This window comes from Micromonospora sp. I033 (assembly GCF_053890995.1).
Window position 1 is genome coordinate 18728 of sequence record NZ_JBSSLX010000030.1, and the last position, 24422, is coordinate 43149.

At 75.7% G+C, this 24422-nt stretch carries 16 protein-coding genes and 1 pseudogene; 7 read left to right on the plus strand and 10 right to left on the minus strand.

The genetic code is table 11. The features are described 5' to 3' along the window. Nucleotides 1-4 precede the first annotated feature (4 nt). The 6 genes from ACW0Q9_RS08055 to ACW0Q9_RS08080 all read right to left on the minus strand — a co-directional run bounded on the left by ACW0Q9_RS08055 (nucleotide 5) and on the right by ACW0Q9_RS08080 (nucleotide 13635). Nucleotides 5-3505, minus strand: a complete 3501-nt coding sequence (locus ACW0Q9_RS08055; protein ID WP_456179393.1) for an amino acid adenylation domain-containing protein — start codon at nucleotides 3503-3505, stop codon at nucleotides 5-7. Further along, the gene (locus ACW0Q9_RS08060; protein ID WP_456179395.1) at nucleotides 3502-5805 is read right to left on the minus strand and encodes a lantibiotic dehydratase; all 2304 of its coding nucleotides are present in this window, start codon (nucleotides 5803-5805) and stop codon (nucleotides 3502-3504) included. The genes ACW0Q9_RS08055 and ACW0Q9_RS08060 overlap by 4 nt, the downstream gene beginning before the upstream one ends. Beyond that, entirely contained in the window at nucleotides 5802-8921 is a 3120-nt protein-coding gene (locus ACW0Q9_RS08065) for a thioesterase domain-containing protein (protein WP_456179396.1), read from the minus strand. The genes ACW0Q9_RS08060 and ACW0Q9_RS08065 overlap by 4 nt, the downstream gene beginning before the upstream one ends. After that, nucleotides 8918-12373 carry an AMP-binding protein gene (locus ACW0Q9_RS08070; protein WP_456179398.1) on the minus strand — a complete coding sequence of 1152 codons (3456 nt, stop codon included), beginning with the start codon at nucleotides 12371-12373 and terminating at the stop codon, nucleotides 8918-8920. Before ACW0Q9_RS08070 ends, ACW0Q9_RS08065 begins: the two co-directional genes overlap by 4 nt. A gap of 338 nt (nucleotides 12374-12711) precedes the next feature. Beyond that, nucleotides 12712-13107, minus strand: a complete 396-nt coding sequence (locus ACW0Q9_RS08075; RefSeq protein WP_456179400.1) for a DUF2267 domain-containing protein — start codon at nucleotides 13105-13107, stop codon at nucleotides 12712-12714. Nucleotides 13108-13236: 129 nt separating this feature from the next. Then, nucleotides 13237-13635 carry an NUDIX hydrolase gene (locus ACW0Q9_RS08080; protein WP_456179401.1) on the minus strand — a complete coding sequence of 133 codons (399 nt, stop codon included), beginning with the start codon at nucleotides 13633-13635 and terminating at the stop codon, nucleotides 13237-13239. A gap of 137 nt (nucleotides 13636-13772) precedes the next feature. On the opposite strand from ACW0Q9_RS08080, the gene ACW0Q9_RS08085 reads away from it, so the two are divergent. Together ACW0Q9_RS08085 and ACW0Q9_RS08090 are read left to right on the plus strand one after the other, a co-directional pair. Beyond that, on the plus strand, nucleotides 13773-14162 hold the full coding sequence (locus ACW0Q9_RS08085; RefSeq protein ID WP_456179403.1) for a hypothetical protein: 390 nt from the start codon (nucleotides 13773-13775) through the stop codon (nucleotides 14160-14162). A gap of 58 nt (nucleotides 14163-14220) precedes the next feature. Next, nucleotides 14221-16362, plus strand: coding sequence for a molybdopterin-containing oxidoreductase family protein (locus ACW0Q9_RS08090; RefSeq protein ID WP_456179404.1), 2142 nt, complete (start codon nucleotides 14221-14223; stop codon nucleotides 16360-16362). Between the two features lie 18 nt (nucleotides 16363-16380). On the opposite strand, the gene ACW0Q9_RS08095 is transcribed toward ACW0Q9_RS08090, so the two are convergent. Genes ACW0Q9_RS08095 through ACW0Q9_RS08105 form a run of 3 tightly spaced genes read right to left on the minus strand, consistent with a single transcriptional unit; the run spans nucleotide 16381 to nucleotide 19552 of the window. Further along, nucleotides 16381-17730: an MGH1-like glycoside hydrolase domain-containing protein gene (locus ACW0Q9_RS08095; protein ID WP_456179415.1), complete on the minus strand. Its 1350-nt coding sequence runs from the start codon at nucleotides 17728-17730 to the stop codon at nucleotides 16381-16383. 2 nt (nucleotides 17731-17732) lie between these two features. Further along, nucleotides 17733-18551: a sugar phosphate isomerase/epimerase family protein gene (locus ACW0Q9_RS08100; protein WP_456179405.1), complete on the minus strand. Its 819-nt coding sequence runs from the start codon at nucleotides 18549-18551 to the stop codon at nucleotides 17733-17735. A gap of 2 nt (nucleotides 18552-18553) precedes the next feature. Continuing rightward, complete coding sequence (locus ACW0Q9_RS08105; RefSeq protein WP_456179406.1) at nucleotides 18554-19552, minus strand: zinc-dependent alcohol dehydrogenase; 999 nt, start codon at nucleotides 19550-19552, stop codon at nucleotides 18554-18556. Between the two features lie 158 nt (nucleotides 19553-19710). Between ACW0Q9_RS08105 and ACW0Q9_RS08110 the strand changes: the two genes are divergently transcribed. From ACW0Q9_RS08110 to ACW0Q9_RS08130, 5 genes are all read left to right on the plus strand, one after another. Beyond that, the gene (locus ACW0Q9_RS08110) at nucleotides 19711-21102 is read left to right on the plus strand and encodes an ABC transporter substrate-binding protein (protein ID WP_456179407.1); all 1392 of its coding nucleotides are present in this window, start codon (nucleotides 19711-19713) and stop codon (nucleotides 21100-21102) included. A 96-nt stretch (nucleotides 21103-21198) separates the two neighbouring features. Then, the gene (locus ACW0Q9_RS08115; RefSeq protein ID WP_456179408.1) at nucleotides 21199-22026 is read left to right on the plus strand and encodes a carbohydrate ABC transporter permease; all 828 of its coding nucleotides are present in this window, start codon (nucleotides 21199-21201) and stop codon (nucleotides 22024-22026) included. Next, a complete protein-coding gene (locus ACW0Q9_RS08120; RefSeq protein ID WP_456179409.1) occupies nucleotides 22026-22892 on the plus strand; it encodes a carbohydrate ABC transporter permease in 867 nt (288 codons plus the stop codon). The genes ACW0Q9_RS08115 and ACW0Q9_RS08120 overlap by 1 nt, the downstream gene beginning before the upstream one ends. 35 nt (nucleotides 22893-22927) lie before the next feature. Continuing rightward, on the plus strand, nucleotides 22928-23530 hold the full coding sequence (locus tag ACW0Q9_RS08125; RefSeq protein ID WP_456179411.1) for a phosphatase PAP2 family protein: 603 nt from the start codon (nucleotides 22928-22930) through the stop codon (nucleotides 23528-23530). Between the two features lie 43 nt (nucleotides 23531-23573). Further along, nucleotides 23574-24179 (plus strand): class I SAM-dependent methyltransferase, encoded by a 606-nt coding sequence (locus ACW0Q9_RS08130; RefSeq protein WP_456179412.1) that lies wholly within the window; start codon nucleotides 23574-23576, stop codon nucleotides 24177-24179. Between the two features lie 30 nt (nucleotides 24180-24209). On the opposite strand, the pseudogene ACW0Q9_RS08135 reads toward ACW0Q9_RS08130, so the two are convergent. Beyond that, nucleotides 24210-24422, minus strand: a pseudogene (locus ACW0Q9_RS08135) (type VII secretion protein EccB); the annotation flags it as partial.

Consider the following 24422-nt stretch of genomic DNA (forward strand, 5'->3'; position numbering starts at 1 on the left):
GGCGTCACGGCTGGTTCGGTCGTCGGGGTGGGGTACGTCGGGCCCGGCCCCGCCGGGCGGCGGCCCGCAGCGCGGCACGGGCCAGCTCCGGCCGGTCGGCGGCGCCGTCGAGGCTGGCGGCGAGGGCCCGCACGGTCGGGTGGCGGAACAGGTCGAGCATGGTGAGGGAGCGGCCGGTGGCCTCGGTGAGCCGGGCGTGCACCGCGGCGAGGGCCATCGAGTGGCCGCCGATGTCGAAGAAGTTGTCGGCAACCCCGACCCGGTCCCGGCCGAGCACGTCCCGCCAGATGCCGGCGATCAGCTCCTCGGTGTCGGTGAGCGCGTCCGGGCCGGCGGGCAGCGGGGCCCGGGCCGGCTCGGCGGCGGCCACGGTCATCGCACCGAGCGCCGGGACCCGTACCGCCGGGCGGGGCAGCTCGGCGGCGACCTCGTCGGCGGGCGCGTCCGGGTCGGCCGCGAGCGCGCCGACCAGGGCGGCCAGGTCGGCCAGGAGCGCCTCGATCCGGTCCGCGTCGAACAGGTCCGGGTTGTGCACCACCTCGACGCCGGCCCGCCCCTCCCGCTCCACCACGTAAACCGTGATGTCGAAGGGCGACCCGGGTTTCGGTACCGGCACCGGCTCGACGGCCAGGCCGGACAGCGCGAGCCGGGGCGGGACGAAGTTGAGCACGTTGAACAGCACCTGCACGAGCGGGGCGCGGGCGGTGTCCCGGCCGACGCCGAGGGCCTCGACGATCCGTTCCAGCGGCGCACCGGGGTGCTCGGTGACCGCGCGCAGCTCGGCGGCGCACCGGTCGACCAGCCCGGCGAAGGTCGCCCCGCCGGTGCGGACCCGCACCGGCACGGTGTCGATGAAGAAGCCGATGACGTCGTCGAAGGCGGCCAGCCGCCGGTCGGCGACGATCGCGCCGAGCACGTGGTCGTCGCCGCCGGTGAGCCGGCGCAGCAGCTCGCCGAAGCCGGCCAGCAGGACGGCCGCCACGGTGGTGCCCCGCCGGGCGGCCAGCTCGCGCACCGCCCGGTCGGCCGCCTCGGTGAGCCGCACCGCGGCCTCCACGCCGGCATAGGTCTGCACGGCCGGGCGGGGCCGGTCGCGGGGCAGGTCCAGCACGGTCGGCGCGCCGGCCAGGTGGTCGGTCCACCAGGCCAGGTCGGCGTCGCCCCGGCGGCGGTCCCGCTCCGCCCGCCAGACCGCGTAGTCGGCGTAGCCGGCGGGCAGCGGCGGCCGGGCCGGCGGGGCGCCGGCGAGCGCCCGGGCGTACGCGCCGGCCAGCTCGTCGTAGAGCAGCGCCTCGGACCAGCCGTCGAAGACCGCGTGGTGCACGGTCAGGGCGAGCACGTGGGTGTCGGCGGCGAGCCGGTAGACGGTCACCTGCCAGGGCGGCCCGGTGGCCAGGTCGAAGGCGTGCCCGGCGCCGGCGGCGAGCATGGTGGCCAGCTCCGCCTCGGCGTCGGCGGCGCCGGTCAGGTCGACCACCGGCACGGCCACGTCGGTCGGCTCCTCCCGGACCGCGTACGGCACTCCGCCGGTCTGCGGGATCCGCCAGCGCAGCACGTCGTGCCGCTCGGCCACGGCGCGCAGCGCGGCACCGAGCGCGGCGGTGTCCAGCGGCCCGCGCAGCCGGTGCGCGACCGCGATGTTGTAGGGCGCGCCGGACGGGGCGAGCTGGTCCATGAACCAGAGCCGCCGCTGCGGCGGGGAGAGCGTGGGCGGGTTGCCGGTGGTCAGCCCGTCGCCGTCGGCGGGCGCGGCGGCCCGCACCCGGTCGACCAGCGCGGCGAAGGTCCGGTCGGTGAAGAGCACCCGGGTGTCGACCTGCCGGTTCAGCTCGGCGCGGAGCGCGGCGACCAGCCGCATGGCGGCGATCGAGTTGCCGCCGGCGGCCAGGAAGTCGCTGTCCGGGCCGGGGGCCCCGCCGAGCAGCCGGGCCCACAGCCGCCGGACCGCCGTCTCGACCGGGTCGCCGCCGTCGACCTCCTCGGCCACCGCCGGCGCGGCCGCGGCGAGGGCGCGCAGCGCCGGCCGGTCCAGCTTGCCGCTGGTCGGGCTGACCGGCAGCGCGGCCAGCCGCACCGTGCGGGCCGGCAGCATCGCGGTGGTCAGCCGGGGCCCGGCGTACGCGCGCAGCGCCGCGTCGTCGGGCGCGTCGGCGGGGGTGAGGAAGGCGACCAGCTCGGTGCCGGCCGGGCCGGGCACGGCCTCCACGGCGACCCGGTCGACGCCGGGGTGCCCGGCCAGCACGGCCTCGACCTCGCCCAGCTCGATCCGCTGGCCGCGCACCTTGACCTGCCGGTCGGCCCGGCCCAGGTAGACGATCCGGCCGTCCGGCGCCTGGCGGACCAGGTCGCCGGTGCGGTACAGCCGCTCACCCGGCCGGTCGCCGAACGGATCGGGGACGAACCGCTCGGCGGTCAGTCCGGGCCGGTTGAGGTAGCCGTCGGCCAGGCCGGGGCCACCGACCAGCAGCTCGCCCGTCTCCCCCGGCGACACCGGGCGCAGCGCGGCGTCCACCACGTACGCCCGGTGGTTGGGCAGGGGCCGGCCGATCGGCACCGGGTCGGTGTCGGTCGCGGTGAGGTCGCCGCTGACCGCCAGCACCGTGGTCTCGGTGGGGCCGTAGCCGTTGAGGAAGCGCCGACCGGGGGCCCAGCGGGCGACCAGCTCGGCCGGGACGGCCTCACCGCCGCAGAGCAGCACCCGCCAGGACGGCAGCTCCGCCGGGTCGAGCAGCGCGAGCACGGTGGGGGTGATGAAGCCCCACGTCACCTCGTGGGCGGCGACGAACCGGGCCAGCCGGACCGGGTCGGCCCGGTCGTCGGCGCCGAGCAGCTGCACCGCGCCGCCGAGCAGCAGCGGCACGAACAGGTCCATGGTGGCCGCGTCGAAGCCGAGCGAGGCGATGCCGAGGCTGCGTACCGAGGCGTCGGCGCCGGTCAGCGCGGCGACGCCGGTGACGAACTCGACGGCGTTGCGGTGGGTGGTGAGCACCCCCTTGGGCCGACCCGTGGAGCCGGAGGTGAACAGCACGTACGCCGGGTCGCCCGGGCGGGCCGGGCAGGGTTGGACCGGCGCGGGGCCGGGCAGTCCGACCGCCTCGACGCCGGGCTCCTCGCCGAACTCGGCCGCCGCGGCGTCGCCGGCCACCACCCGGACCCCCGCGTCCCGGGCGATCTCGCGCAGCCGCTCCCGAGGGCCGCCCGGCTCCAGCGGCACGTACGCGGCCCCGGCCAGCAGCACGCCGACCACGGTGACCACCAGGTCGGGGGTGCGCGCACCGCAGACCCCGACCCGGTCGCCGGGGCCGATGCCGCGCTCGCGCAGCGCGGCGGCCAGCCCGGCGGCCCGGTCGACGAGCTGCCGGTAGGTGAGCCGGGTGTCCCACTGGCGTACCGCCACCGCGTCGGGCGTGCGGGCGGCCTGCGCGGCGATCAGGTCGGCCAGGGTCGCGTCCGGCCAGGGCAGCTCCGCCCCGTACGCGGCGCTGACGGTCAGGATGTCGGTCACCCGTGGTCTCCCCGGTGCTCGGCTGGGTCGGTGATCTGGAGGCGCAGTTCGTTGACGTAGCCGCGGCCCTGCGCGTCGGTCACCCAGGCCTCCGTCGGGGCGGGCAGCAGCTCGCTGACCACGACCGGTACGTCCGGGCCGGTCCGGTGGGCGGCGTCCACCATGGCGCAGAGCGACTGCGCGTACAGCGGGCCGGTCAGGTCGACGTAGCAGGGCTTGATCTCGGTGCCGACCTTGACGAACACCCGCTCGGGCAGGCCGGCGGCGGCCCGCCACCGGCGCACCGCCAGGTAGCGCGCGGTCTCGTCGGCGTGGCCGGCCAGGCCGCACTCGCCCGCCGTGGTGCGCCAGGTGCGCCGGGCCACCACCACCCGGTCGATGGTGATCCGGGGCATGTGCGGGGCCGGGTCCAGCAGCTTGAAGGCGTCCAGCAGCAGCGCGTCGAGCAGGCTGGCGAAGACCTCCATGAGGGACCAGCGCCGGCCGTCCGGGAAGACCGCGACGAGCCGGTCGCCGTCCCGCTCGACGGTGACCGCGGTGGCCGGCACCAGCCGGTCGACGTCGGCGCCGTGGGCGGTGTCGATGCCGAGCTGGCGGTCCGCGGGCCCGGTCAGGGCGTACGTGGTGCGGGTGGTCCGCCGGGGGTAGCTCTCCGGCCAGAGCATCCGCAGCCGGGCGGGGCCGAGGTCGGTGTCGAAGGCCGCCCGCAGCGCCGGCGGGTCGGGGTGGAACGGACTGAGCACGGCACTGTCGTAGGCGGGGTGGGCCGGGTGCAGCTCGCCGAGGACAAGCAGGAACTCGCCGCGCGCGACCGCCTCGGGTGAGGCCGCGGCGAGCTGCACGTCCGGGTTGTGCAGCCGGGCCGACGGCCAGCCGGGCCGCGTCGCGGGGAAGAGTCGCCGGACCGGCTCGGCCAGGTCCTCGGCGCGCAGCCGCAGCTCCGTCTGGCCGGCGGGCAGGTCACGCAGGCCGCACAGCTCCGCCCAGCGCCGGGTGAACGCGGCGCCGGCCCGGGCGATCGGGCCGTCGGGGGCCACCAGGGTCCCCTGGGCCAGCGACCAGACGTCGGCCAGCCGCACCCGGCCGTCGGCGGCCAGCTCGTCGTGCAGCTCCCCGAGGACCTCCTCGCAGCCGGCGCCGACCTCCGCGGTGAACCAGCGGGCGGTCTGGAGCATCACGGCCAGCGGGGCGGCCAGCGCGTCCAGGACGGCCGCGCCGACGATGAACTCCAGGTCCCGGCCGGTCTCCTCGTAGCAGACGGTGCGGCCGACGTACATCTGGCCGCTGTGGCGGGTGGCCGGGCGGCCGGTGACGGCGGTGAACTCGGTGTTGAGGGCGGCCAGGGCGGCACCGAGCCGGTCGGGGTCGCCGGCGGCGGCCGCGACCGCGTCCCGGGCCGCGCGGAGGCGGTCGAAGTCGGCCGCCACGCGGGCCCGGACGTCCTCGTCGCCGATCGCGGCGATCCGCTCGGCGAGCACCTGCTCGGCCTCCGGGCTGACCGGCAGGTTGGCGCTCCAGCTGAGCTGACCCCGGTCGACCCACCGGTCGAGCAGCAGGTAGACGTCGTCGGCCTGGTGCACGGCGCCGTCGGCGCGCATCCGCTCGGCCAGCTCGACGGCGGGGGTCCGCCCGTCGCAGGCGGCGAGCAGCCGGGCCTCCGTCGGGGTCAGCGCGATCGGCGGGTGCAGCGGCCAGCGCAGCTGGCGCCCCTCGACGGTCAGGTGGGGCTGCAGCGCGGGCGCCCACCAGCGGCGTACCGCCAGGTCGTCACCCAGCCGGTCGGCATACGCGATCAGCGCCCACGCCTCGAAGACCACCTGCCGGCGGTCGACCAGCGCCGGGCCGGGCGACAACCGGACCCCCGGCTCGTCCGGGTCGAAGGTCCCCCAGCAGACCGGGCCGAAGAAGCCGATCGTCTCCGCCTTGCCGCAGTAGCGCTGCCAGTAGCGCAGCAGGCTCAGCTCGCGCTTGCGCCGGCGGACGTTGCGCACCTCGGGATCGGTGCGCAGCAGGCCGTCGAGCGCGATAAGCATGTCCGGGTTCTGCCAGGTGACCGCCTCGCGCAGCAGCGGGTCGGCGGCGATCTCGTTGACCACGGCGCTGGATCCGGCGAACGCCTCGCGCAGCGTCTTGTTGAGCAGTTCCGGGCTGCCCGTGCCGGCCAGCACCGCGTCGGCGACCGCGGCCGCCTCCGGCGCGGCGAACCGGTCGAGCCCGTCCGCCGGGAACCCGGCGGTGCGCAGCACCACGTCCCGCCAGACCGACCAGCCGGTCTCCCCCAGTGGCAGCAGGTGGCTCATCGGTTCTCCGTCCCCTGGGTGTCCACGATGTGCAGCCGCAGCTCGCTGAAGTAGCGACGGCCGGCGCCGTCGGGCACCCACGCCTGGTCGGTGGTGGGCAGCATCTCGCTGACCGTGAGCGAGACGCCGTCGCCGCCGTCGACCCGGGCGGCCCGGACCATGGCGCAGAACATGTTGGCGAAGGCCGGGCTGGCCAGGTCCACGAAGCAGGGCTTGGTCTCGGTGCCGAGCTTGACGTAGACCTGCTCGGGCAGGCCGAGCCGGCGCCGCCAGTCCCGGACGGCCAGGAAGCGCTGCCGCTCACCGGTGGCCAGGGCCAGGCCGCTCTCCCCCACCGTGGTCCGCCAGGTCTGCCGGGCCACCACCAGCCGGTCCAGCGTGATCCGGGGGGTGTACGGCGCGGCGGCCACCAGCTTGAAGCCGTCGACCGCGTGCGCGCTGAACAGCTCCGCGAAGACCTCGGTGAGCGGCCAGCGTTGCCCGTCGGAGGCGGTGGCGACGAGCCGGCCGTCGACGTCGGTGACGGTGAGGTCCACGGTGGGCAGCACCCGGGCCGGCTCCGCGCCCGGCGCGTCCTGGAAGGCCAGGTGCCGGTCCGTGGGCCCGGTCAGCGACTCCGAGGTACGGCTGGTCCGGCGGGGCCACTCGCTCGGGAAGAGCAGCCGGATCCGCCGCTCGCCCATGTCCGCGGCCAGCGCGGCGCGCAGCCGCTCCACCTCCGGGTGCGACGGGGTGAAGACCGCGCAGTCGAACGAGGACCAGGCGGCGTGCAGCTCGCCGAGCACCACGGTGTACTCGCCCCGGGCCAGCGCCGCCGCGTCGGTGGCGCAGATCTGCAGGTCGGGGCTGTGCATGACGGCGTTGGACCAGGTCGGCCGGGTGCCGGGGAACACCGCGTCGACCCGGTCGGCCAGGTCGGCCACCCGTAGCCGCACGTCGGTGGCGCCGGGCGGCAGCGCGTCCAGCCCGAACAGCCCGGCCCAGCGGGCGGCGAAGTCGGCGGCGACCGCGTCGACCGGCCGCTCGCCCCCGCCCCAGAACAGGCCCTGGGCCAGGAACCACAGGTCCGCCAGGGCCACCGGACCGCCGCCGGCCTCGGCGCGCAGCTCCTCGTGGAGCCCCCGCAACACCTCGTCGTACGCCTCGGCGAGGGCGTTCGCCATCCACCGGGCGGCGCGCAGCAGCACGTCCAGCGGGGCGGCGAGCTCGGCCAGCAGCGGCGCGCCGAAGACCACGTCCAGGTCGCGGGCGCTGTCCTCGTAGCAGATGGTCCGGCCGGCGTACATCTGGCCGGCGCGGCGGACGGCCGGGACGCCGGTCAGCTCGGTGAAGGTGGCGTCGAGGGCGTCCAGGGCGGCCCTCAGCCGATCCGGGTCGCCGGCCGCCCCGGCCACCGCGTCGCGGGCGGTGCAGAGTTGGTCGAACCCGGCCCGGGCGGTGGTGCGGGCGGCCTCGTCGCCGATGGCCGCGATCCGCTCCCGCAGCACCCGCTCGGCGTCCGGGCTGACCGGCAGGGCCGCGTCCCAGCTGACCAGCTCCCGCTCCACCAGCCGGTCGAGCAGCGCGTACCCGTCCTCGGGGCGGCGCAGCCCGATGGCCGGATCGGCCACCAGGTCGGCGGCGCAGCGGTGGCCGTCGGCGGCGGCGAGCAGCGCCGCCTCCACCGGGGTGAGCACCACCGGCGGCCGGCCGGGGCGCAGCACGGTCCGGTCGCGGACCGCGAGGTGCGGGCGCAGCACCGGCGGCCACCACCGGCGGACGGCCAGGTCGGCGCCGATCCGCTCGGCGTACGCGGCCAGCGCCCAGGACTCGAACCAGACCCAGCGCCGGCGGGTGAGCCCGGCGCCGGGGCGGATCCGGGCCGTCTCCGGCTGGTCGGGGTCGACGGTCACCCAGCAGCTCGGGCCGAAGAAGCCGACCGTCTCGTTCTTGCCGCCGTAGCGCTGCCAGTACTTGAGCAGCGCCCGCTCCCGGTCCCGGCGCCGCACGTTGCGGGGCGCGTCCGCGCCGCCCCGGGCCAGCCCGTCCAACGCCACCAGGGCGCCCCGGTTCTGCCAGGTGACCGCCTCGCGCAGCAGCGGGTCGGCGGCCAGCTCGCTGAGCCGCTGGGCGGCGGCGCGGGCGGCCTCGTCGAACTCCTTGTCGAACCGGTCCTCGCCGGTGCCGGCGGCGAGCAGCTCGTCGGCGGCCGCGGCGGCCCGGGGCGCGGTGAACAGGTCCAGGCCGTCGGCCGGGAAGCCGGTGGTCCGCAGGATGGCGTCGCGCCACACCGACCAGGCGGTGTCGCCGAGCGGCACCCGGTGCGCGCTGCCGGCGGTCCCGCGGCCGGCGGCGCGCACCGGGGCCGTGCCCGTGGCCGGCACGTCGGCGCGGGTGGTCCCGGCGCCGACCGCCCCGGTCAGGTCGGCGCGGATCAGCGCGAGCAGGTCGGTGAGCCGGTCGTGCAGGAAGAAGTGGCCGCCGGCCAGCTCGTGCAGGGTGAACCCGGCGGCGGTGTGCTCGGCCCAGGCGGCGTTCTGCTCGTGGGTGACGGCCCGGTCGTCCCGGCCGCTGAACGCGACGATCGGCACCGGCAGCGGCTCGCCGGGCACGTACCGGTAGTCGTCCACCCGGCCGAAGTCGGCCCGCAGCAGCGGCAGCAGCAGCTCCACCAGCTCCGGGTGGTCGAACAGCTCGGCGGGGAGGCCGCCGCCGTCGTTCAGCCGGCGCAGCAGCTCCTCGTCGTCGGCGCGGGACAGCCCGTCGAAGACGCCGGGCGCGGTGACGTGCGGGGCGCGGGCGCCGCCGACGTAGAGCCGCAGCGGCAGCGGCCGGCCGGTCCGGCGCAGCTCGCGGACCACCTCGAAGCCGAGCCGGCCGCCCATCGAGTGGCCGTAGAGGGCGTACGGTCGGTCGGCCCGGGCGGCGACGGCGTCGGCCACCTCGGCGACGTCGAAGCGCGGATCCTCGTTGATCCGGTTCTCCCGGCCGGGCAGCTGCACCGGCAGCACCTCGACGTCCGGACCGATCCCCTCCTGCCAGCGCCGGAACGCGCTCGCGCCGGCACCGGCGTAGGGCAGGCAGAACAACCGCACCGGCGCCTGGGGTCGGCTTCCGGCGGAGACGAACCAGTTCACCGCGGACCTTTCTGGACGGGGTCGATCCAGTACCGCCGGCGCTGGAACGGGTAGGTGGGCAGGCCGGTGCGCCGGACCGTGCCCTCGGGGTGCAGGACGTCCCAGTCGACGTCCCGCCCGGCGACCCAGTCGGCCGCCAGTTCGCGCAGCGGGCCATCCGCACCCGCGATCCGGGCGTCGGTGTGGAGCAGCGCGTCCAGTCCGGCGAGTGCGCTGGGCAGGTCGGCGGCGACCACCGCGGCCCGGTGGGCGAAGGCCCGCCGGCCCAGCGCCAGGGTGGCGGCCACCTCGGGCAGGGCCGGGGCGTCGCCGCCCAGGTGGGCCCGCAGCCGGGCCAGCGCGGCCCGCAACGCCGCCGGGGTGCGCGCGGAGACCGGCAGCGGCCACGACCCGTCGCCGGCCGGGTCGGCCGGGTCGGCCGGCGGCGGCTGCTCCACCACGACGTGCGCGTTGGTGCCGCCGAGCCCGAAGGCGCTGACGCCGGCCACCCGGCGCGGCCCCTCGGGCCAGTCCCGCGCCTTGGTGGGCACGTAGAACGGGCCGGCGGCCAGGTCGATCTCCGGGTGCGGGCGGGTGAAGTGCAGGTTCGGCGGGATCACCCCGTGCCGCACGGCGAGCACCGCCTTGATCAGCCCGGCGATCCCGGCGGCGGCGTCGAGGTGGCCGATGTTGGTCTTCACCGAGCCGAGCGCGCAGCTCTCGGCGGGGGCGGCGCCGGCGTACACCTCGTGCAGCGCGGCGACCTCGATGGCGTCGCCCAGCGGCGTGCCGCTGCCGTGCCCCTCGACGAGGCCGACCTCGCCGGGCGCGACCTCCGCGGTGGCCAGCGCGTTGGCCACCGCGGCGGCCTGCCCGGCCGGGCCGGGCACGGCGAAACCGGCGCGTTCGGCGCCGTCGTTGGTGACCGCCCAGCCGGGCAGGATCGCGTAGATCCGGTCGCCGTCGGCCTGCGCGTCGGCGAGCCGGCGCAGCGCGACCACCCCGACGCCGGAGCCGAAGCCGGAGCCGTTGGCGCCCTCGTCGAAGGCGCGGCACCGGCCGTCCGGGGAGGCCAGCCCGCCCGGGGTGTGCCGGTGGCGGGGCCAGGTGACGGTCACCCCGCCGGCCAGGGCGAGGTCGCACTGGTAGTCGGCGAGGCTCTGCGCCGCGAGGCAGACCGCGACCAGCGAGCTGGAGCAGGCGCTCTGCACGGCCAGTGCGGGCCCGGTCAGCCCGAGCCGGTAGGCGACCTGCCCGGGCAGGTGGTCGGGGAACTGCCGGCCGATCAGCCGGGCCTCCCAGTCGTCCGGGTCGACGTCGCCGACGACGGCCGGGTTGTCCATGAGGTGGAACAGGAAGTAGCGGTTGGCGGACGTGGCCGAGTAGACCCCGACCAGGCCCGGGAAGCGCTCCGGGTCGTGCCCGGCGTCCTCCAGGGCCTCCCAGGCGGCCTCCAGGAAGAGCCGGTGCTGCGGGTCGGTCCGGGCGGCCTCGTCGGCGGCGAAGGAGAAGAACCCGGCGTCGAAGTCGGCGACCCCGTCGAGCCGGCCGACGGCCCGCACGTGCCGGGGGTCCGCGCGCAGCCCCGGCCCGACGCCGAGGGCGGCCAGCTCCTCGTCGGTGTGCTCGTGGATCGAGTCCACCCCGGTGCACAGGTTCCACCAGAAGGTGGCCACGTCCGGCGCGCCGGGGAAGCGGCCGGCGAGGCCGACCACGGCGATCTCGTCGCCGGTGTACTCGCGGGCCGCCGCGGCGGGCGCGGCCGGCGCGGGCAGCACCGGGGCGCGGACCGCCTCGGGCGGGGCGTCGAGCAGCGCCGCCTGCGCGGCCACCGTGGGGTGGTCGAAGAGGCGCAGCAGCGGAAGGCGTACGCCGAACCGCTCGGCGAGCCGCTGCTGCACCTGACCCAGCAGCAGGGACTGCCCGCCGACGTCGAAGAAGCTGGCGGTGCGGCCGACCGCCGGGCGGCCGAGCACGGCGCACCAGATGTCGTGCACGGCCCGCTCGGTGTCGGTGGCGGGAGCCTCCCCGGCCGGCACCTCGACCGCGGGGTCGGGCAGCGCCCGCTCGTCGACCTTGCCGGTGACGGTGAGCGGGAACTCGTCGAGCAGCACCACGGCGCGGGGCAGCGCGTACCCGGGCAGCGCGGCGGCCAGCGCGGCGCGCAGCGCGGCCGGGTCGGGACGGGCGCCGGCCGGGCGGGCGTACGCCAGCAGCTCGCCGGCGCGGGCGATGGCGCGTGCCGCGGCCACACCGGGCTGGGCGGCGAGCACGGCCTCGATCTCGGTCAGCTCGACCCGGTGCCCCCGCACCTTGACCTGCCGGTCGAGCCGGCCGAGGCAGACCAGCTCGCCGCCCGGCAGGCGCCGGCCGAGGTCGCCGGTGCGGTAGGACCGCACCCCGTCGGCGTCCACGGTGAACCGGTCGCTGTCCTGGTTGAGGTAGCCGGGGGCGAGGTGCCGGCTGCGGACCACCAGCTCGCCGGTGTCCGGGGCGAGGTCCACCTGGTAGCCGGGGAACGCGGTGCCGATCGGCAGCGGGCCGGTGGCGGCCGGGTCCACGTCGGCCATCGGCAGGGCGTGCCGGGCCACGAAGGTCATCTCGGTGGCGCCGTAGCCGTTGACCAGCCGGCAGTCGGGGGCGAACCGGTCCCGGCCGCGGGCCGCGTCGGCGTACGTGGCCTGCTCGCCGCCGAGCAGCACCACCCGGACGGCGTCGAGGCGCCGGCCGTCGAGGGTGTCCAGCAGGTGGCGGTAGACGGTGGGCGTGCAGTGCAGCACCGTGGCCCGGTGCCGGTCGAGCTGCTCGACGGCGTGGGCGAGCCCCTGCCGGCGCAGGTCGACCGGGACCACCGCGGCGCCGGTGAGCAGCGCGGGATAGAGGTCGGGGATGGCGGCGTCGAAGCTGAACGAGGCGAGCAGGCTGAGCCGGTCGGTCGGCCCGACGGCGAGCGCGGCGATCTGGTTGTCGACGACGTGCGCCAGGTTGCGGTGGGTCTGCCCGACGGCCTTGGGCACCCCGGTGGAGCCCGAGGTGAACAGCACGTACGCCAGGGCGTCCGGGTCGACCGGGACGGGCCGCAACGGGGCGGGCGGCACGTGGTCCAGCGGCACCACGCTCCGCCCGTCGGCGAGTTCCCGGGCCAGCTCGCGGTGCTCGGCGGCGCAGGCGACGGCGGTGACCCCGGCGGCGGCGAGCATGTGGCGCAGCCGGTCGACCGGGAAGCCCGGGTCCAGCGGCACGTACGCGCACCCGGCGGCCAGGGCGCCGAGCAGCGCCGCGACGGTCGGGGCGCCGTGCGCGGTGAGCAGGGCGATCCGGTCGCCGGGTCGGACGCCGGCGGCGATGAGCGCGGCCGCGTGCCCCCCGGCCGCCCCGGCCAGCTCGGCGTAACCGACCTCGTGGGTCTCACCGAGCAGGGCCGGACGGTCACCGTGACGCGCCGCGACCTCACCGAAACGATTGATGATCATCGGCTGTGCCATGTCAGCGGATCGATGGTTCCCCATGGATGACAGGCGCGCAGCGTTCAGCGAATGTGATCATGATCCCCCCCAGGACTTCACATTGGAGTCAGAATAAAGCTCAATCTCTCGATGGGGAGGGCATTGATGCAGGTCAGGCCGAAGGGATGACGGCAGGTGGAATCTCGGACGGAGGAAATCGTCCGATCATCCCTCTAGCGCGTAGACGATTTACCGCGTAAGCGTCTACTCGCGAGTTATTTTACGGTGAAAATACTTCCGGACCGTGGAATCTTCACCGTCACGGCCCCTTTGCCGCAGCTCAACCCGGGATTTCGGGGAGCTCTCTACACATCGTACGGTGGGCGCGGGATCGGGTCGACCATCGCGTCGAATCCCTTGGGGAGCTGCGCGACGAGATCCTGGAACTCCCCGACCGTGACCGTCTCGCGCAGAGTGCCGAGCACCGCGCGGGCACCCACCTCGGCCACCGCCGGATCCACCCCGGCCCGCTCCGCGACCCGGTACAGGAAGCTGACCGCGCCGCCGGTCGTGCCGCCAGCGCCCGGCGCGGCGAGGTAGCTGGCGACGTCGTCCGGCAACTGCGCGGCCAGGTCGGCCGCCTCGGTGGCGGTGATCCGCTCGGCGAGGGTCTGCAGCACCGCCCGGGAGATCGTGGCGGCCTGCTCGGTGGGCAGCTCGGCACGGCGGGACACCGCCTCGACGAATCGGGGAAACCGCACAGCCGCACTCCTGTCGTCGCCGGCCGCCGCCGGGTGTCCGACCCCGGAGCGTCGCGCGCGGTTACCCGCCTCCGGCGGCGGCAAACGGCGGCAGCGCGCTGACCCGGCCGCCGCCCGGCCGAGCGGAGATCAGCGGAGCGCGCCGAGCGAGCGGAAATGGTCGAAGATGAGCCGGTCCACCGGTGAGACGCGGTCGCGGTCGGCGTAGCCGAGCCAGGCCAGCTCGGCGATCTCGCTGGCCGGCCGCAGCGTGCCCCGGTAGTCGGCGGCGTAACAGGTCATCCGCACCAGCGTGCCCGCCGGGTGACCGTCGGCCTGGGCGGTGAACACGCCCACGGGCACGGCCGACCCGGGCAGCACCGCGACGGCCAGCTCCTCGGCGATCTCCCGGACCAGGGTCGCCAGATCGGTCTCGCCGGGCTCCCGCTTGCCGCCGGGCAGGTACCAGACCGCTCTGCCCCGGGACCGGGTGCTGAGCACCCGCCCGTCCTCGATCCGGATCCAGGCGACCTTGTCGATCTCGGACACGATGCTCCTCGGGCTCGTGGTGACGCCCCACTCTAGGTCCGGCGGCGGCGGTTTGCCGCCACCCGCCGACGGGGCACTCTCCGCCGGACGGCCGTCGGTCGAGAACGGCGGGTCGCGGGGCGAGACGAGGAGCCGGCATGGGATGGCTGCGGAACCTGTTCGGCCCGCCAGCGCCGGGGCAGGACGTCGTCGAGCGGCTGAGCACCCACCACCTCTTCCACACCACGACCGAGACGGTCGGGCTGGACGACCGGGAGACCGTCCGGCGGTGGTTGCGGGACCTCGACCCGGATCTCCGGCAGCAGGTGCACATCCGCCGGCCGTGGGGAGTGATCGCCGCGGTGAGCGACCAGCGCGACCCGGTCGGGGTCGTGATGCAGGAGCCGGACGGGCGGGCGTGGGGCGCCTACGTACCAGGCGCCGACCGCCGGGAGCACCTGACGCCCCAGCAGGTCGAGGACGTGATGCTGGCCGCGCTTACCTCGACCGGACGACCCGACGGGCCGGACTGGCGGCCGATCCTCTGATCCGTCCTCCGGCCTCGGCGGGAACCGGGCGGGTGCCCCGGCTCGGTAGGCTCGCCGCATGGCCCGCACCACCCACCCCGGCGCCTGCCCGCTGGACTGCCCGGACACCTGCGTCTGGCAGCTCACCGTGGAGGACGGCCGGGCCGTCGCGCTGCGCGGCGACCGCGAACACCCGTTCACCCGGGGCGCGCTCTGCGGCAAGGTCAACCGCTACCTCGACGCGGTCAACGGCCCCGACCGCCTGACCACGCCCTACGTACGCACCGGCCCGAAGGGCGTCGGGCGGGTCGCCTACCGGCCGGCGAACTGGGCGGAGGCGGTCGACCGGGTGGCCGCCGGGCTGCGCGCCAGCATCGAGCGGGACGGCCCCGAGGCGGTGCTGCCCTACTACTTCGCCGGCACCATGGGGCACGTGCAGGGCTGGACGATGGGCCAGCGGCTCTTCGCGTATCTGGGCGCGTCCCGGCTGGACACCACCATCTGCACCGGCGCGGCCCGGGCGGCCCTGCGCTCGATCTACGGCGGCTCGGTCGGCTTCGAGCCGGAGTCGATCGTGGCGGCGAAGCTCATCGTGCTCTGGGGCGCCAACCCGCTCGCCACCAACCTGCACCTGTGGCCGTTCGTGCAGCAGGCCCGGGAGCGCGGCGCGTACGTGGTCACCATCGACCCGCTGCGCACCGACACCGCGGCCCGCAGCGACGAGCACGTCGCGCCGCTGCCCGGCACCGACGCGGCCCTGGCCCTCGGCCTGATGCGGCACGTGCGCGACGTTGGGGCGGCCGACGAGGAGTGGCTGGCCGCGCACACCACGGGCTGGCCCGAGCTGGCCGCCCGGCTCGACGAGTGGCCGCTGGAGCGGGCCGCCGCCGAGTGCGGCCTGCCCGTCGAGGTGGTCCGCCGGCTCGGCGACCGGATCGCCGCCACCCGGCCCACCGCCGTCCGGGTCGGCCTGGGCCTGCAACGGCACCGCGGCGCCGGCCAGGCGATCCGGGCGATCTGTGCGCTCCCGCTGGTCACCGGCGACTTCCGCTATCCGGGCGGCGGCGCCCTGGTGTCGACCAGCGGGCACCACCCGATCGAGGAGGACCCGGTGGTGCGGCCGCCCGGCATGCCGGCCCCGCCGGCCCGGTCGGTGAACATGAGCCGGCTGGCGACCGTGCTCACCGGGGAGGCCGACCCGCCGGTGACCTCGCTGGTGGTGTTCAACGCCAACCCGGCGGCCACCGCCCCGGACCAGAACCGGCTCCTCGCCGGCCTGCGCCGGCCCGACCTGTTCACCGTCGTGCTGGAGCAGCGCTGGACCGACACCTGCGACCACGCCGACGTGGTGCTGCCGGCCACCATGCAGCCGGAGCACCTCGACCTGCACTCCTCCTACGGCCACCACTACACGACGCTGAACCTGCCGGTCACCCGGGCGCCCGGGGAGGCGCTGCCGAACACGGAGATCTTCCGGCGGATCGCCGCCGCGCTCGGCATCGACCACCCCCGGTTCGCCGACACCGACGAGGATCTGGCCCGGCAGCTGCTGGCCGGCACGCCGGTCAGCTTCGAGGAGCTGCGCGAGCGCACGTACGCCCGGACCACCGGGGTGCCGGTCGGCGCCGCCCCGTTCGCCGCGGGCGGGTTCCGCACCCCGGACGGCCGGGCCCGGCTGCACGACCCGGCGCTGGCCCGGCTCGGGGTGGACCCGCTGCCCGGCCACACCCCGCCGGTGGAGGCGGCCGACGCCGAGCTGGCCCGCCGGTTCCCGCTGGTGCTGCTCGCCCCGGCCGGCCGGTTCCTCATGAACTCCACCTTCGCCTCGCTGCCCTGGCACACCCGGCGCACCGGGCCGCCCCGGGTGCACCTGCACCCGGACGACGCGGCGGCACGCGGCCTCGCCGACGGCGACGCGGTACGCGTGCGCAACGACCGGGGCGCGTTCCTTGCGGCGGTGGCGGTGGACGAGGCGACCCGGCCGGGGCTGGCCTTCACCTACAAGGCCTACTGGGCGCGGTTGAGCCCGGGCCGGGCCACCGTCAACGCGGTCACCGCGGTGCGCGACACCGACCTGGGCGAGGCACCGACGTTCCACGACTGCCGGGTCGAGGTCGAGCCGGTGCCGGCCGAGCTGCTGACGCCCGAGCCACCCGCGGACGCGGCGACCGTGCCGGCTCCGGCCGCACCCGCCGACCCGGCGACGGTGCCGGCGGGCTGACTCGGCACCTCCGGCGGCTCACTCCTCGGCGAGGGCGTCCAGCACCAGGGCGGCGGTCCAGCTGAACGCCGGTGAGCCGAGCCCGGCCCCGGTGTCCGGGTGGAAGTACTCGTGGCAGCCGGCCGTGTCCACCAGGTCCAGCATGGACCGGCGCAGCCCGGCGGCCAGGTCGGCGCGGCGGTGGCTGCGCAGCCCCCGCCACAGCAGCCAGCCGGTGTTCAGCCAGCTCGGGCCGCGCCAGTAGCGCAACGGCTCGAAGTCCGGCGCGGTGCGGTCGTGGGTGGGCAGCGGGCGGTCCATCCGGGCGGCCAGGCCGAACCGGGGCGAGCACGCCTCGGCCAGCACCGCCCGCACCTGCTCCGGCGGCAGGTCGGGCAGGATCAGCGGCATCAGCCCGAGCACCGTACGGGCCGGGACGAGCCGGTCGGCCCGGACGTCACGCGGGCGGAAGGTCCCGCTGACCGGGTCGAAGAGCCGCTCGACCAGGGCCTGCGTGATCCGGGCCGCGCGGTCCCGGTGCGGCCCCGGGTCGGCGCCGACCACGGCGGCGATCCGGGCGAGGGCCTGCTCGGAGACCCCGAGCGCCGCGTTGACCAGCGGGCACTCCACCAGGAACGGGTGCCGGTCACGCAACCTCTCGTCCCGGTAGCGGTCCGCCCGGTAGGCGGCCACGAGCGCGACGTAGCGCGCGTAGTCCAGGTCGGTGGGGCGGTGCGCCGCGGCGGCGTGCGCGGTGTCGTGCCGGCGGTACGCGCGCATCACCGCCTCGTCGGCCGGCACCGCGGCCAGCGGGGCGTCCCAGGCGGGGCTGTTGTCCAGGCCGGACTCCCACGGGTGCACGATGGCGGCCAGCCCGCCCCCGCCGACGTCCCGCCGGCCGGTCAGGTAGCGCTGCTGGGCGACCAGCCGCGGATAGAGCCAGCGCAGCGCCGCCACCGACGGCTCGGAGGGGGCGCGGCGGTGCACCAGCCAGGCGGCCGGGGCGTGCACCGGCGGCTGGATGATGCCCGAGGTGGCCGCCGCCGGAGCGCCCTCGGCCCGGGCCGAGTCCCAGAACTCGGGCCCGGGGAAGTACGCGCCGACCCGCAGCGCGGGGTTGAACACGATGTGCGGCACCCGCCCGTCGGCCCACTGCGCGGCGAACAGGGTGCGCAGCTCCCGCCAGGCCCGGTCGGGGCGGGCGTGCACCAGCCCTATCGCGATGAACGCGGAGTCCCAGCTCCACTGGTGCGGGTAGAGGGTGCGGGACGGGACGGTGTGGTCGTGCTCCCAGTTGGCGTCCAGCGTGGTCAGCGCCAGCCGGCGCAGCCGGGCGGCCCGCTCGGCGTCGGCGCGGCCGGCCCGGACACCGGCCGCGCCGCCGGGGATGCTCACGCCGCCGCCCACCGCGGCCGGGCCTGGGCGAGGACGGTGGCGGCCTGGCGCAGGGCGACGACCGGCTCGCCGCGCAGCCGGCACTCCAGCGCCAGCCAGCCCGGGTAGCCGATCTCCTCCAGAGTGGCCAGCAGCGCCGGCCAGTCGAGGTGCCCGGCCCCCGGCTGGTACCGGTTGGAGTCGCTGACCTGCACGTGCCCCAGGTACGGCGCGGCCGCGCGGAGCGCGGCGTGGACGTCGTCCTCCTCGATGTTCATGTGGTAGGTGTCGGCGACCACCCGGACCGAGGGCAGGCCGACGGCGCGGCACAGGGCGACCGCCTCGTCGAGCCGGTTGACCATGTGGTCCTCGTACCGGTTCAGGGGTTCCAGGAAGAGGGTGACCCCCTCGGCGCGGGCGTGCTCGCCCAGCTCGCCCAGGGCGTCGACCAGCACCTGCCGGTCACCCTCGGGCGGGCGGGGCGGCTCGAACGGCGGCAGCCGGCGGGAGAACATCCCCCAGGCGGCCGGGGTCATGGCGCCGATCCCGCCCAGCTCGGCGATCACCGAGAGCTGGGAGCGCAGGTTGCGCACCGCGTCCCGGGACCGCTCGGGGTCGAAGTCGCCGATGAAGTGGTCCATCTCGACGCAGACGGTCGGCATGACCACGCCCTCGGCGCGGGCCCGGCGCAGCTCCGGCAGCCGCCGGGCGAGGGCCAGGTCGCCCCGGCCGCGCAGCTCGATGCCCTGGAAGCCGAGCGAGACGGCGAGGGCGTACTTCTCGGACAGGCCGGCGCCGGGGAGCAACTGCTCCTGGCAGGCGATTGGGATGGTCATCGTCAGAACCTCAGCACGACTTGGAGGACGTCACCGTCACCGCGGTCGAGCAACGCCAGCGCGTCGGCCACCGCGCCCGCGTCGACGACGTGGCTCACCAGCGGCAGCGGGTCGACGCTGCCCTCGGCCACCAGCTCCATGAAGGTGTGGGCGATCCGGGTCCCGGTCCACCGGCCGGCCGTGCCGGGTGCCGGGGCGGCCCCGGAGATCTGCGCCGCCACCAGCTGGATCCGGTTGTGGTGGAACTCCTCGCCGAGTCCCAGCCCGTGGGCGTACCCCTGGTAGAAGCCGGCGGCCACGACGCGGCCGGCGTGGGCGGTGGCGCGGATCGCCTCGTGCAGCGCCGGGTACGACCCGGACAGCTCCAGGCAGACGTCCGCGCCGCGGCCGCCGGTGGCCGCGTGCAGCGCGGCGGCGGCGGAGTCGACGGCGGCGTCGACCACCCGGCGCGCGCCCAGCCGGGTGGCGTGTGCGAGCCGGTCCGGCACCCGGTCGACGGCCACCACCCGGGCTCCGGAGAGGACGGCCAGGCGGGTGCCGAGCAGCCCGATGACCCCCTGGCCGAAGACACCGACCCAGTCGCCGAGGTGCAGGTCGCCGGCGAGCACGGCGGTCAGCGCGATGGCGCCGGGGCGGGCGAAGACGGCGGCCAGGGGGGCGAGCCCGGGGGCGAGCGGGGTGACCGCGCCGGCCGGCAGCACGGCCTCCGCGCGGTGCCCCCAGATGCCCCAGACCACCTGGCCGGGGAGGCGGTCGGCGACGTCGGGTGCGACCTCGACGACCTCGCCGACCTCCTCGTAGCCGAAGCCCACCACCGGGTACGCGGGCGCGGCCTGCCGGGGCACGAACATCCGGGTGGCGTCGTCCCAGTCCTTGCTGAGTCGGGGGTTGCTGCCCCGGTAGAGGGTCAGCTCGGTGCCGGCGGAGATGCCGGAGTAGCAGGTGCGGACACGGACCTGGCCCGGGCCGAGCGGGTCCGGGGGGCAGGGCTCCAGGCTCACGCGCCGGGGCCCGGCCAGAGAGACAACCCAATTGCCCATGGCGTCGCTCCGAGGAAAGTGCCGGGCCCAATTCTAAACCGAAATATTGGTAAATGTCTTGTAAACGATCAATCGAGGGCGTTAAATCCCTGATGTACCCTTCGAGAGGAGTGCCACCGATGCCATCACCCTCGATGCGGATCCTCGTCTCCACCCTGATCATGGCACTTGCCGGGACAACCCTGGTGGCCTGCGGTGACGACGAGCCGAAATCCGACAGTTCCCAGATAACCGTGTGGAGCCTGGAAGACGTGGCGGACCGGGTGAACGCCACCAAGGCGATCATCGCCGACTACACCGCCAAGACGGGCGTCAAGGTCAACCTGGTCACCGTCAACGAGGACCAGTTCCCCTCCCTCATCGCCTCCAGCGCCGCCGCCGGCGACCTGCCCGACGTGGTCGGCTCGGTCTCCCTGGCCGGCGTGCGCACCCTGGCCGGCAACGACCTGCTGGAGCCGGACGCCAACAAGCGGATCGTCGAGAAGCTCGGCCGGGACACCTTCTCCCCCCGCGCCCTCGAACTGACCGGCGAGGACGGTCGGCAGCTCGCCGTCCCCAGCGACGGGTGGGGCCAGCTGCTGGTCTACCGCAAGGATCTGTTCACCGCCGCCGGCCTGCCCGCCCCCGACACGTACGAGAAGATCGCCGCCGCGGCGGCGAAGCTGAACACCGGCGGCGTCGCCGGCATCACCGCGGCGACCGCGCCCGGCGACGTCTTCACCCAGCAGACCTTCGAACACCTCGCGCTGGCCAACAACTGCCAGCTCACCGACGACGCCGGCAAGGTCGCGCTCGACTCACCCGAGTGCGTCGAGGCGTTCCGCTTCTACGGCGACCTGATGCGGAACAACTCGGTCAAGGGCGCGCAGGACGTGGACACCACCCGGGCCACCTACTTCGCCGGCAAGGCGGCCATGCTGATCTGGTCGCCGTTCATCCTCGACGAGTTGGCCGGGCTGCGCAACGACGCCAAGCCGACCTGCCCGCAGTGCCAGTCCGACCCGGCCTGGCTGGCGAAGAACAGCGGCTTCGTCACCGCCATCAAGGGCCCGAACGGCGCCGAGCCGGCCCAGTACGGCGAGATCAGCTCCTGGGCGGTGCTCGACGGAGCGAGCGACTCGGCGTCGTCCTTCGTGGAGTACATGCTCTCCGACGGCTACCCGCGCTGGTTCGGCATGTCCCCCGAGGGGCGCTTCCCGGTGCGTACCGGCACCGGGGAGGACAAGCAGAAGTTCCTCACCGCCTGGAACACCAGCCAGGCCGGGGTGGACCGCAAGCAGCCGCTGTCGGCGGTCTACGGCGAGGACGTGCTCGCCACCCTGCGCAAGAGCCCGGACACCTTCCAGCGCTGGGGGCTGACCCAGGGCCAGGGGAAGCTGGTCGGCGCGATCCTCGGCGAGCTGCCGGTGCCCAAGGCGCTCGCCGACGTGATCGGCGGGAAGTCCGACGCCCGGGCCGCCGCCGAGCGGGCGAAGAAGGACGTCGACGCGATCGCCAAGGGCGTGAATTGACCACCACCGCGCCGGCCCGGCGGACGACGCCCGCTCACCCTGCGCCGCCGCGAGTCCCGCGCCGGGCTCGCGCTGGTCACCCCGACCCTGCTCGTCGTGGTCGCGGTGATCGGCATCCCCATCGTCTGGACCGTGGTGCTGGCCTTCCAGCGGGTACGCCTGGCGACCCTGCGCCGGACCGGTCTCTTCGGCGAGCTGACCCTGGACAACGTCGACCGGGTGCTGCACACCCCCGGCTTCGCCGACACGCTCTGGACCACCGTCGTCTACAGCGCCGGTGGGACCGTCGGATCCATCCTGGTCGGCCTGGTGGCGGCGCTGGTGGTCCGCCGGCCGTTCCGGGGCCGCACCGTCGTCCGCGCCTCCATGCTGCTGCCGTACGTGGCGCCGGTGGTCGCCATGACGTTCGTCTGGCAGGTGATGCTCGACCCGCAGATCGGCTTCGTCAACGACTGGGGCCGGCGGTTCCTCGGCTGGGACGCGCCGATCCCGTTCCTGTCCCAGGACTCCACCGCGCTCTGGACGGTCATCGCGTTCGAGGCGTGGCGCTACTTCCCGTTCGCCTTCCTGTTCCTGCTGGCCCGGCTCCAGGCCGTGCCCGGCGAGCTGGAGGAGGCCGCCCGGGTCGACGGCGCCACCCCGACCCAGCGCTTCCGGCACATCCTGCTGCCCCAGCTCATGCCGGTGATCGCCCTGATCGGCGTGCTCCGGTTCATCATGACCTTCAACAAGTTCGACGACGTCTACCTGCTCACCGGCGGCTCGGCCGGCACCGAGGTGGTCAGCGTCCGGGTCTACCAGTTCCTCACGGCGCGGACCGACATCGGCGCGGCGGCCGCACAGGCGGTCGTGCTGGCCGTGGTGCTGATCGTCTTCGTCGCGATCTACCTGCGCTTCTTCAGCGGCCGACGGGAGGAGGCGTGATGGACCGGGACCGGATCGAGACGGTGAGCCTGCGCTGGCTGCGCCGGCTGGTGATCGCCGGCTTCCTGGTGGTCACCCTGCTGCCGTTCTGGTACATGCTGGTGCTCTCGGTACGCCCCATCGAGCGGCTGCTGCTCGACCCCGGCTCGCTGCTCGTGCCGTTCGGCGAGCTGACCTTCGCCACCTACGCCGAGGTGCTCAAGTCCGTCGAGGACGGCGGGCAGGGCTTCCTCGCCTTCATCCGCAACAGCGGCATCGTGGCGCTGGCCGCCACGGCGCTCACCCTGGTGATCGCCATCCCCGGCGCGTACGCGGTGTCCCGGCTGCGGTTCTTCGGCCGGCGGCAGGTCAGCGCGCTGTTCCTGGCGGTCTACCTGTTCCCGTCGATCGTCATCGCGATCCCGCTCTTCGTGGTCTTCACCCGGGCCGGGCTGCGCGGGTCGCTGGTCGGGCTGGTGCTGGTCTACATCTCGCAGACCCTGCCGGTCTCGGTCTACATGCTGAAGAACTACTTCGAGACCATCCCGGTCAGCCTGGAGGAGTCCGCGGCGATCGACGGCGCCGGCCGGCTCGGCATCATCCGCCGGGTCAGCCTGCCGCTCGCCGCGCCGTCGGTCATGGCGGTCGCCCTCTACGACTTCATGATCGCCTGGAACGAGTTCCTCTTCGCGCTGCTCTTCCTGGTCGACCGGCCCAACCGGTGGACCGTCTCGCTGGGCCTGTCGCTGCTCTCCGACGGCGTCGAGGTGCCGAAGACGGTGCTCATGGCCGGCTCGGTGATCCTCACCCTGCCGATCGTGGTGCTCTTCTTCGCCAGCGAGCGGCTGCTCACCGAGGGCCTGACGAGCGGCGCGGAGAAGGGCTGATTGACCTTGGCGGACGGCTCCACCAGGATGGCCCGGTGCGGGCGACTCGGGAACGGACGGCCAACGGGCGGCTGGCCCGGCTGATCACCGAGGTGCTCGCGCCGGGCGTCCTGGTGACCGCCCTGCCGCTGGTGGCGGCCGCCCGGGTCAGCAGGTCCCCGCAGCAGTTCCTGCTCTGGGCCGGCACGGCGCTCGTGTTCTGCGCGGTGATCCCGGTCGGCGTGATCCTCCACGGGGTACGCCGCGGCCGGCTCACCGACCGGCACGTCGGCGACCGCACCCAGCGGGCCCGACCGCTGCTGACCGGCCTGGCCTCGGTGGCGGTCGGGACGGCCCTGCTGGCCGCGCTGCGCGCGCCCGCCGAACTCTTCGCCGTGATCGTGGTGATCTTCGTGGTCGGGGCGGCCTGCACCCTGGTGAACCACTGGTGGAAGCTGAGCATCCACGCGGCGGTGGCGGCCGCCACCACGGCCGTGCTGGTGCTGCTGTTCGGCCCGGCGCTGCACGTCGGCTGGCTGCTGGTGGCCGCGGTCGGCTGGTCCCGGGTGGTGCTGCGGGACCACACCTGGCCGCAGGTGGTGGCCGGCGTCGTCACCGGCGCCCCGCTCGCCACCGGCGCCTTCCTCGTCCTCGGCTGAGGTTCCCCGGCCCGGGCCGCGCAAGATCAGCTAACGTGGCGGCATGGGCAAGCCGACCCGTTGGGTGACCGAGACCAGGCCGGGCCACTCGCAGTGGTACGTCGACCGGTTCCGCCGGCTCGCCGCCGAGGGGGCGGACCTGGCCGGCGAGGCCCGGCTGGTGGACACGCTCGTCCCGCCGGGCGCGCGCCTCCTGGACGCCGGCTGCGGCACCGGCCGGGTGGCTGCCGCGCTGGCCGCCCGCGGCCACACCGTGGTGGGCGTTGACGCCGACCCGGTGCTCGTCGACGCCGCCCGCGCCGATCACCCCGGCCCGCGCTTCCTCGTGGCCGACCTGGCCGAGCTGGACCTGGCCGCGCAGGGGGAACCGGAGCCGTTCGACGCGGCCGTGGTGGCCGGCAACGTGATGGTGTTCGTCGCCCCCGGCACCGAGCGCGCGGTGCTGACCCGGATCGCCGCGCACGTCCGGCCGGACGGCCTGGTGGTGGTCGGCTTCGGCACCGACCGCGGCTATCCGGTCACCGAGCTGGACGCCGACGCGGTGGCCGCCGGGCTGCGCCTCGAACACCGCTTCGCCACCTGGGACCTGCGCCCCTGGCACGACGACGCGGAGTTCGCGGTGACCGTGCTCCGCAAGCCGGCCGCCTGATCCCTCCCGGCACCGCGCCGGAGTGCGGGATCAGGCCGGGGCGGCCACCGTGCGGGCGGCGGCCGGGTCGAGCGGGCTGCCGGCCGGCACCAGGCTGACCAGGCCCGCCGGCAGCCGGACCGGGTGCACGCCGGCGTAGCCGAGCATGCCGGGCACCTCGGCGCCGGCCAGCACCCAGCGCCGGCCGAGGTCGGTGACCACGCTGACCGCGCCGCCGGTGGCACCGGGAGCCGCCACCGACTC

Coding starts and splice junctions, on each gene's coding strand:
- ACW0Q9_RS08060 (WP_456179395.1), bottom strand. CDS start 5,805: ATGAGCCACCTGCTGCCACTGGGGGAGACCGGCTGGTCGGTCTGGCGG.
- ACW0Q9_RS08070 (WP_456179398.1), bottom strand. CDS start 12,373: ATGATCATCAATCGTTTCGGTGAGGTCGCGGCGCGTCACGGTGACCGT.
- ACW0Q9_RS08085 (WP_456179403.1), top strand. CDS start 13,773: ATGGGATGGCTGCGGAACCTGTTCGGCCCGCCAGCGCCGGGGCAGGAC.
- ACW0Q9_RS08090 (WP_456179404.1), top strand. CDS start 14,221: ATGGCCCGCACCACCCACCCCGGCGCCTGCCCGCTGGACTGCCCGGAC.
- ACW0Q9_RS08100 (WP_456179405.1), bottom strand. CDS start 18,551: ATGACCATCCCAATCGCCTGCCAGGAGCAGTTGCTCCCCGGCGCCGGC.
- ACW0Q9_RS08110 (WP_456179407.1), top strand. CDS start 19,711: ATGCCATCACCCTCGATGCGGATCCTCGTCTCCACCCTGATCATGGCA.
- ACW0Q9_RS08120 (WP_456179409.1), top strand. CDS start 22,026: ATGGACCGGGACCGGATCGAGACGGTGAGCCTGCGCTGGCTGCGCCGG.
- ACW0Q9_RS08130 (WP_456179412.1), top strand. CDS start 23,574: ATGGGCAAGCCGACCCGTTGGGTGACCGAGACCAGGCCGGGCCACTCG.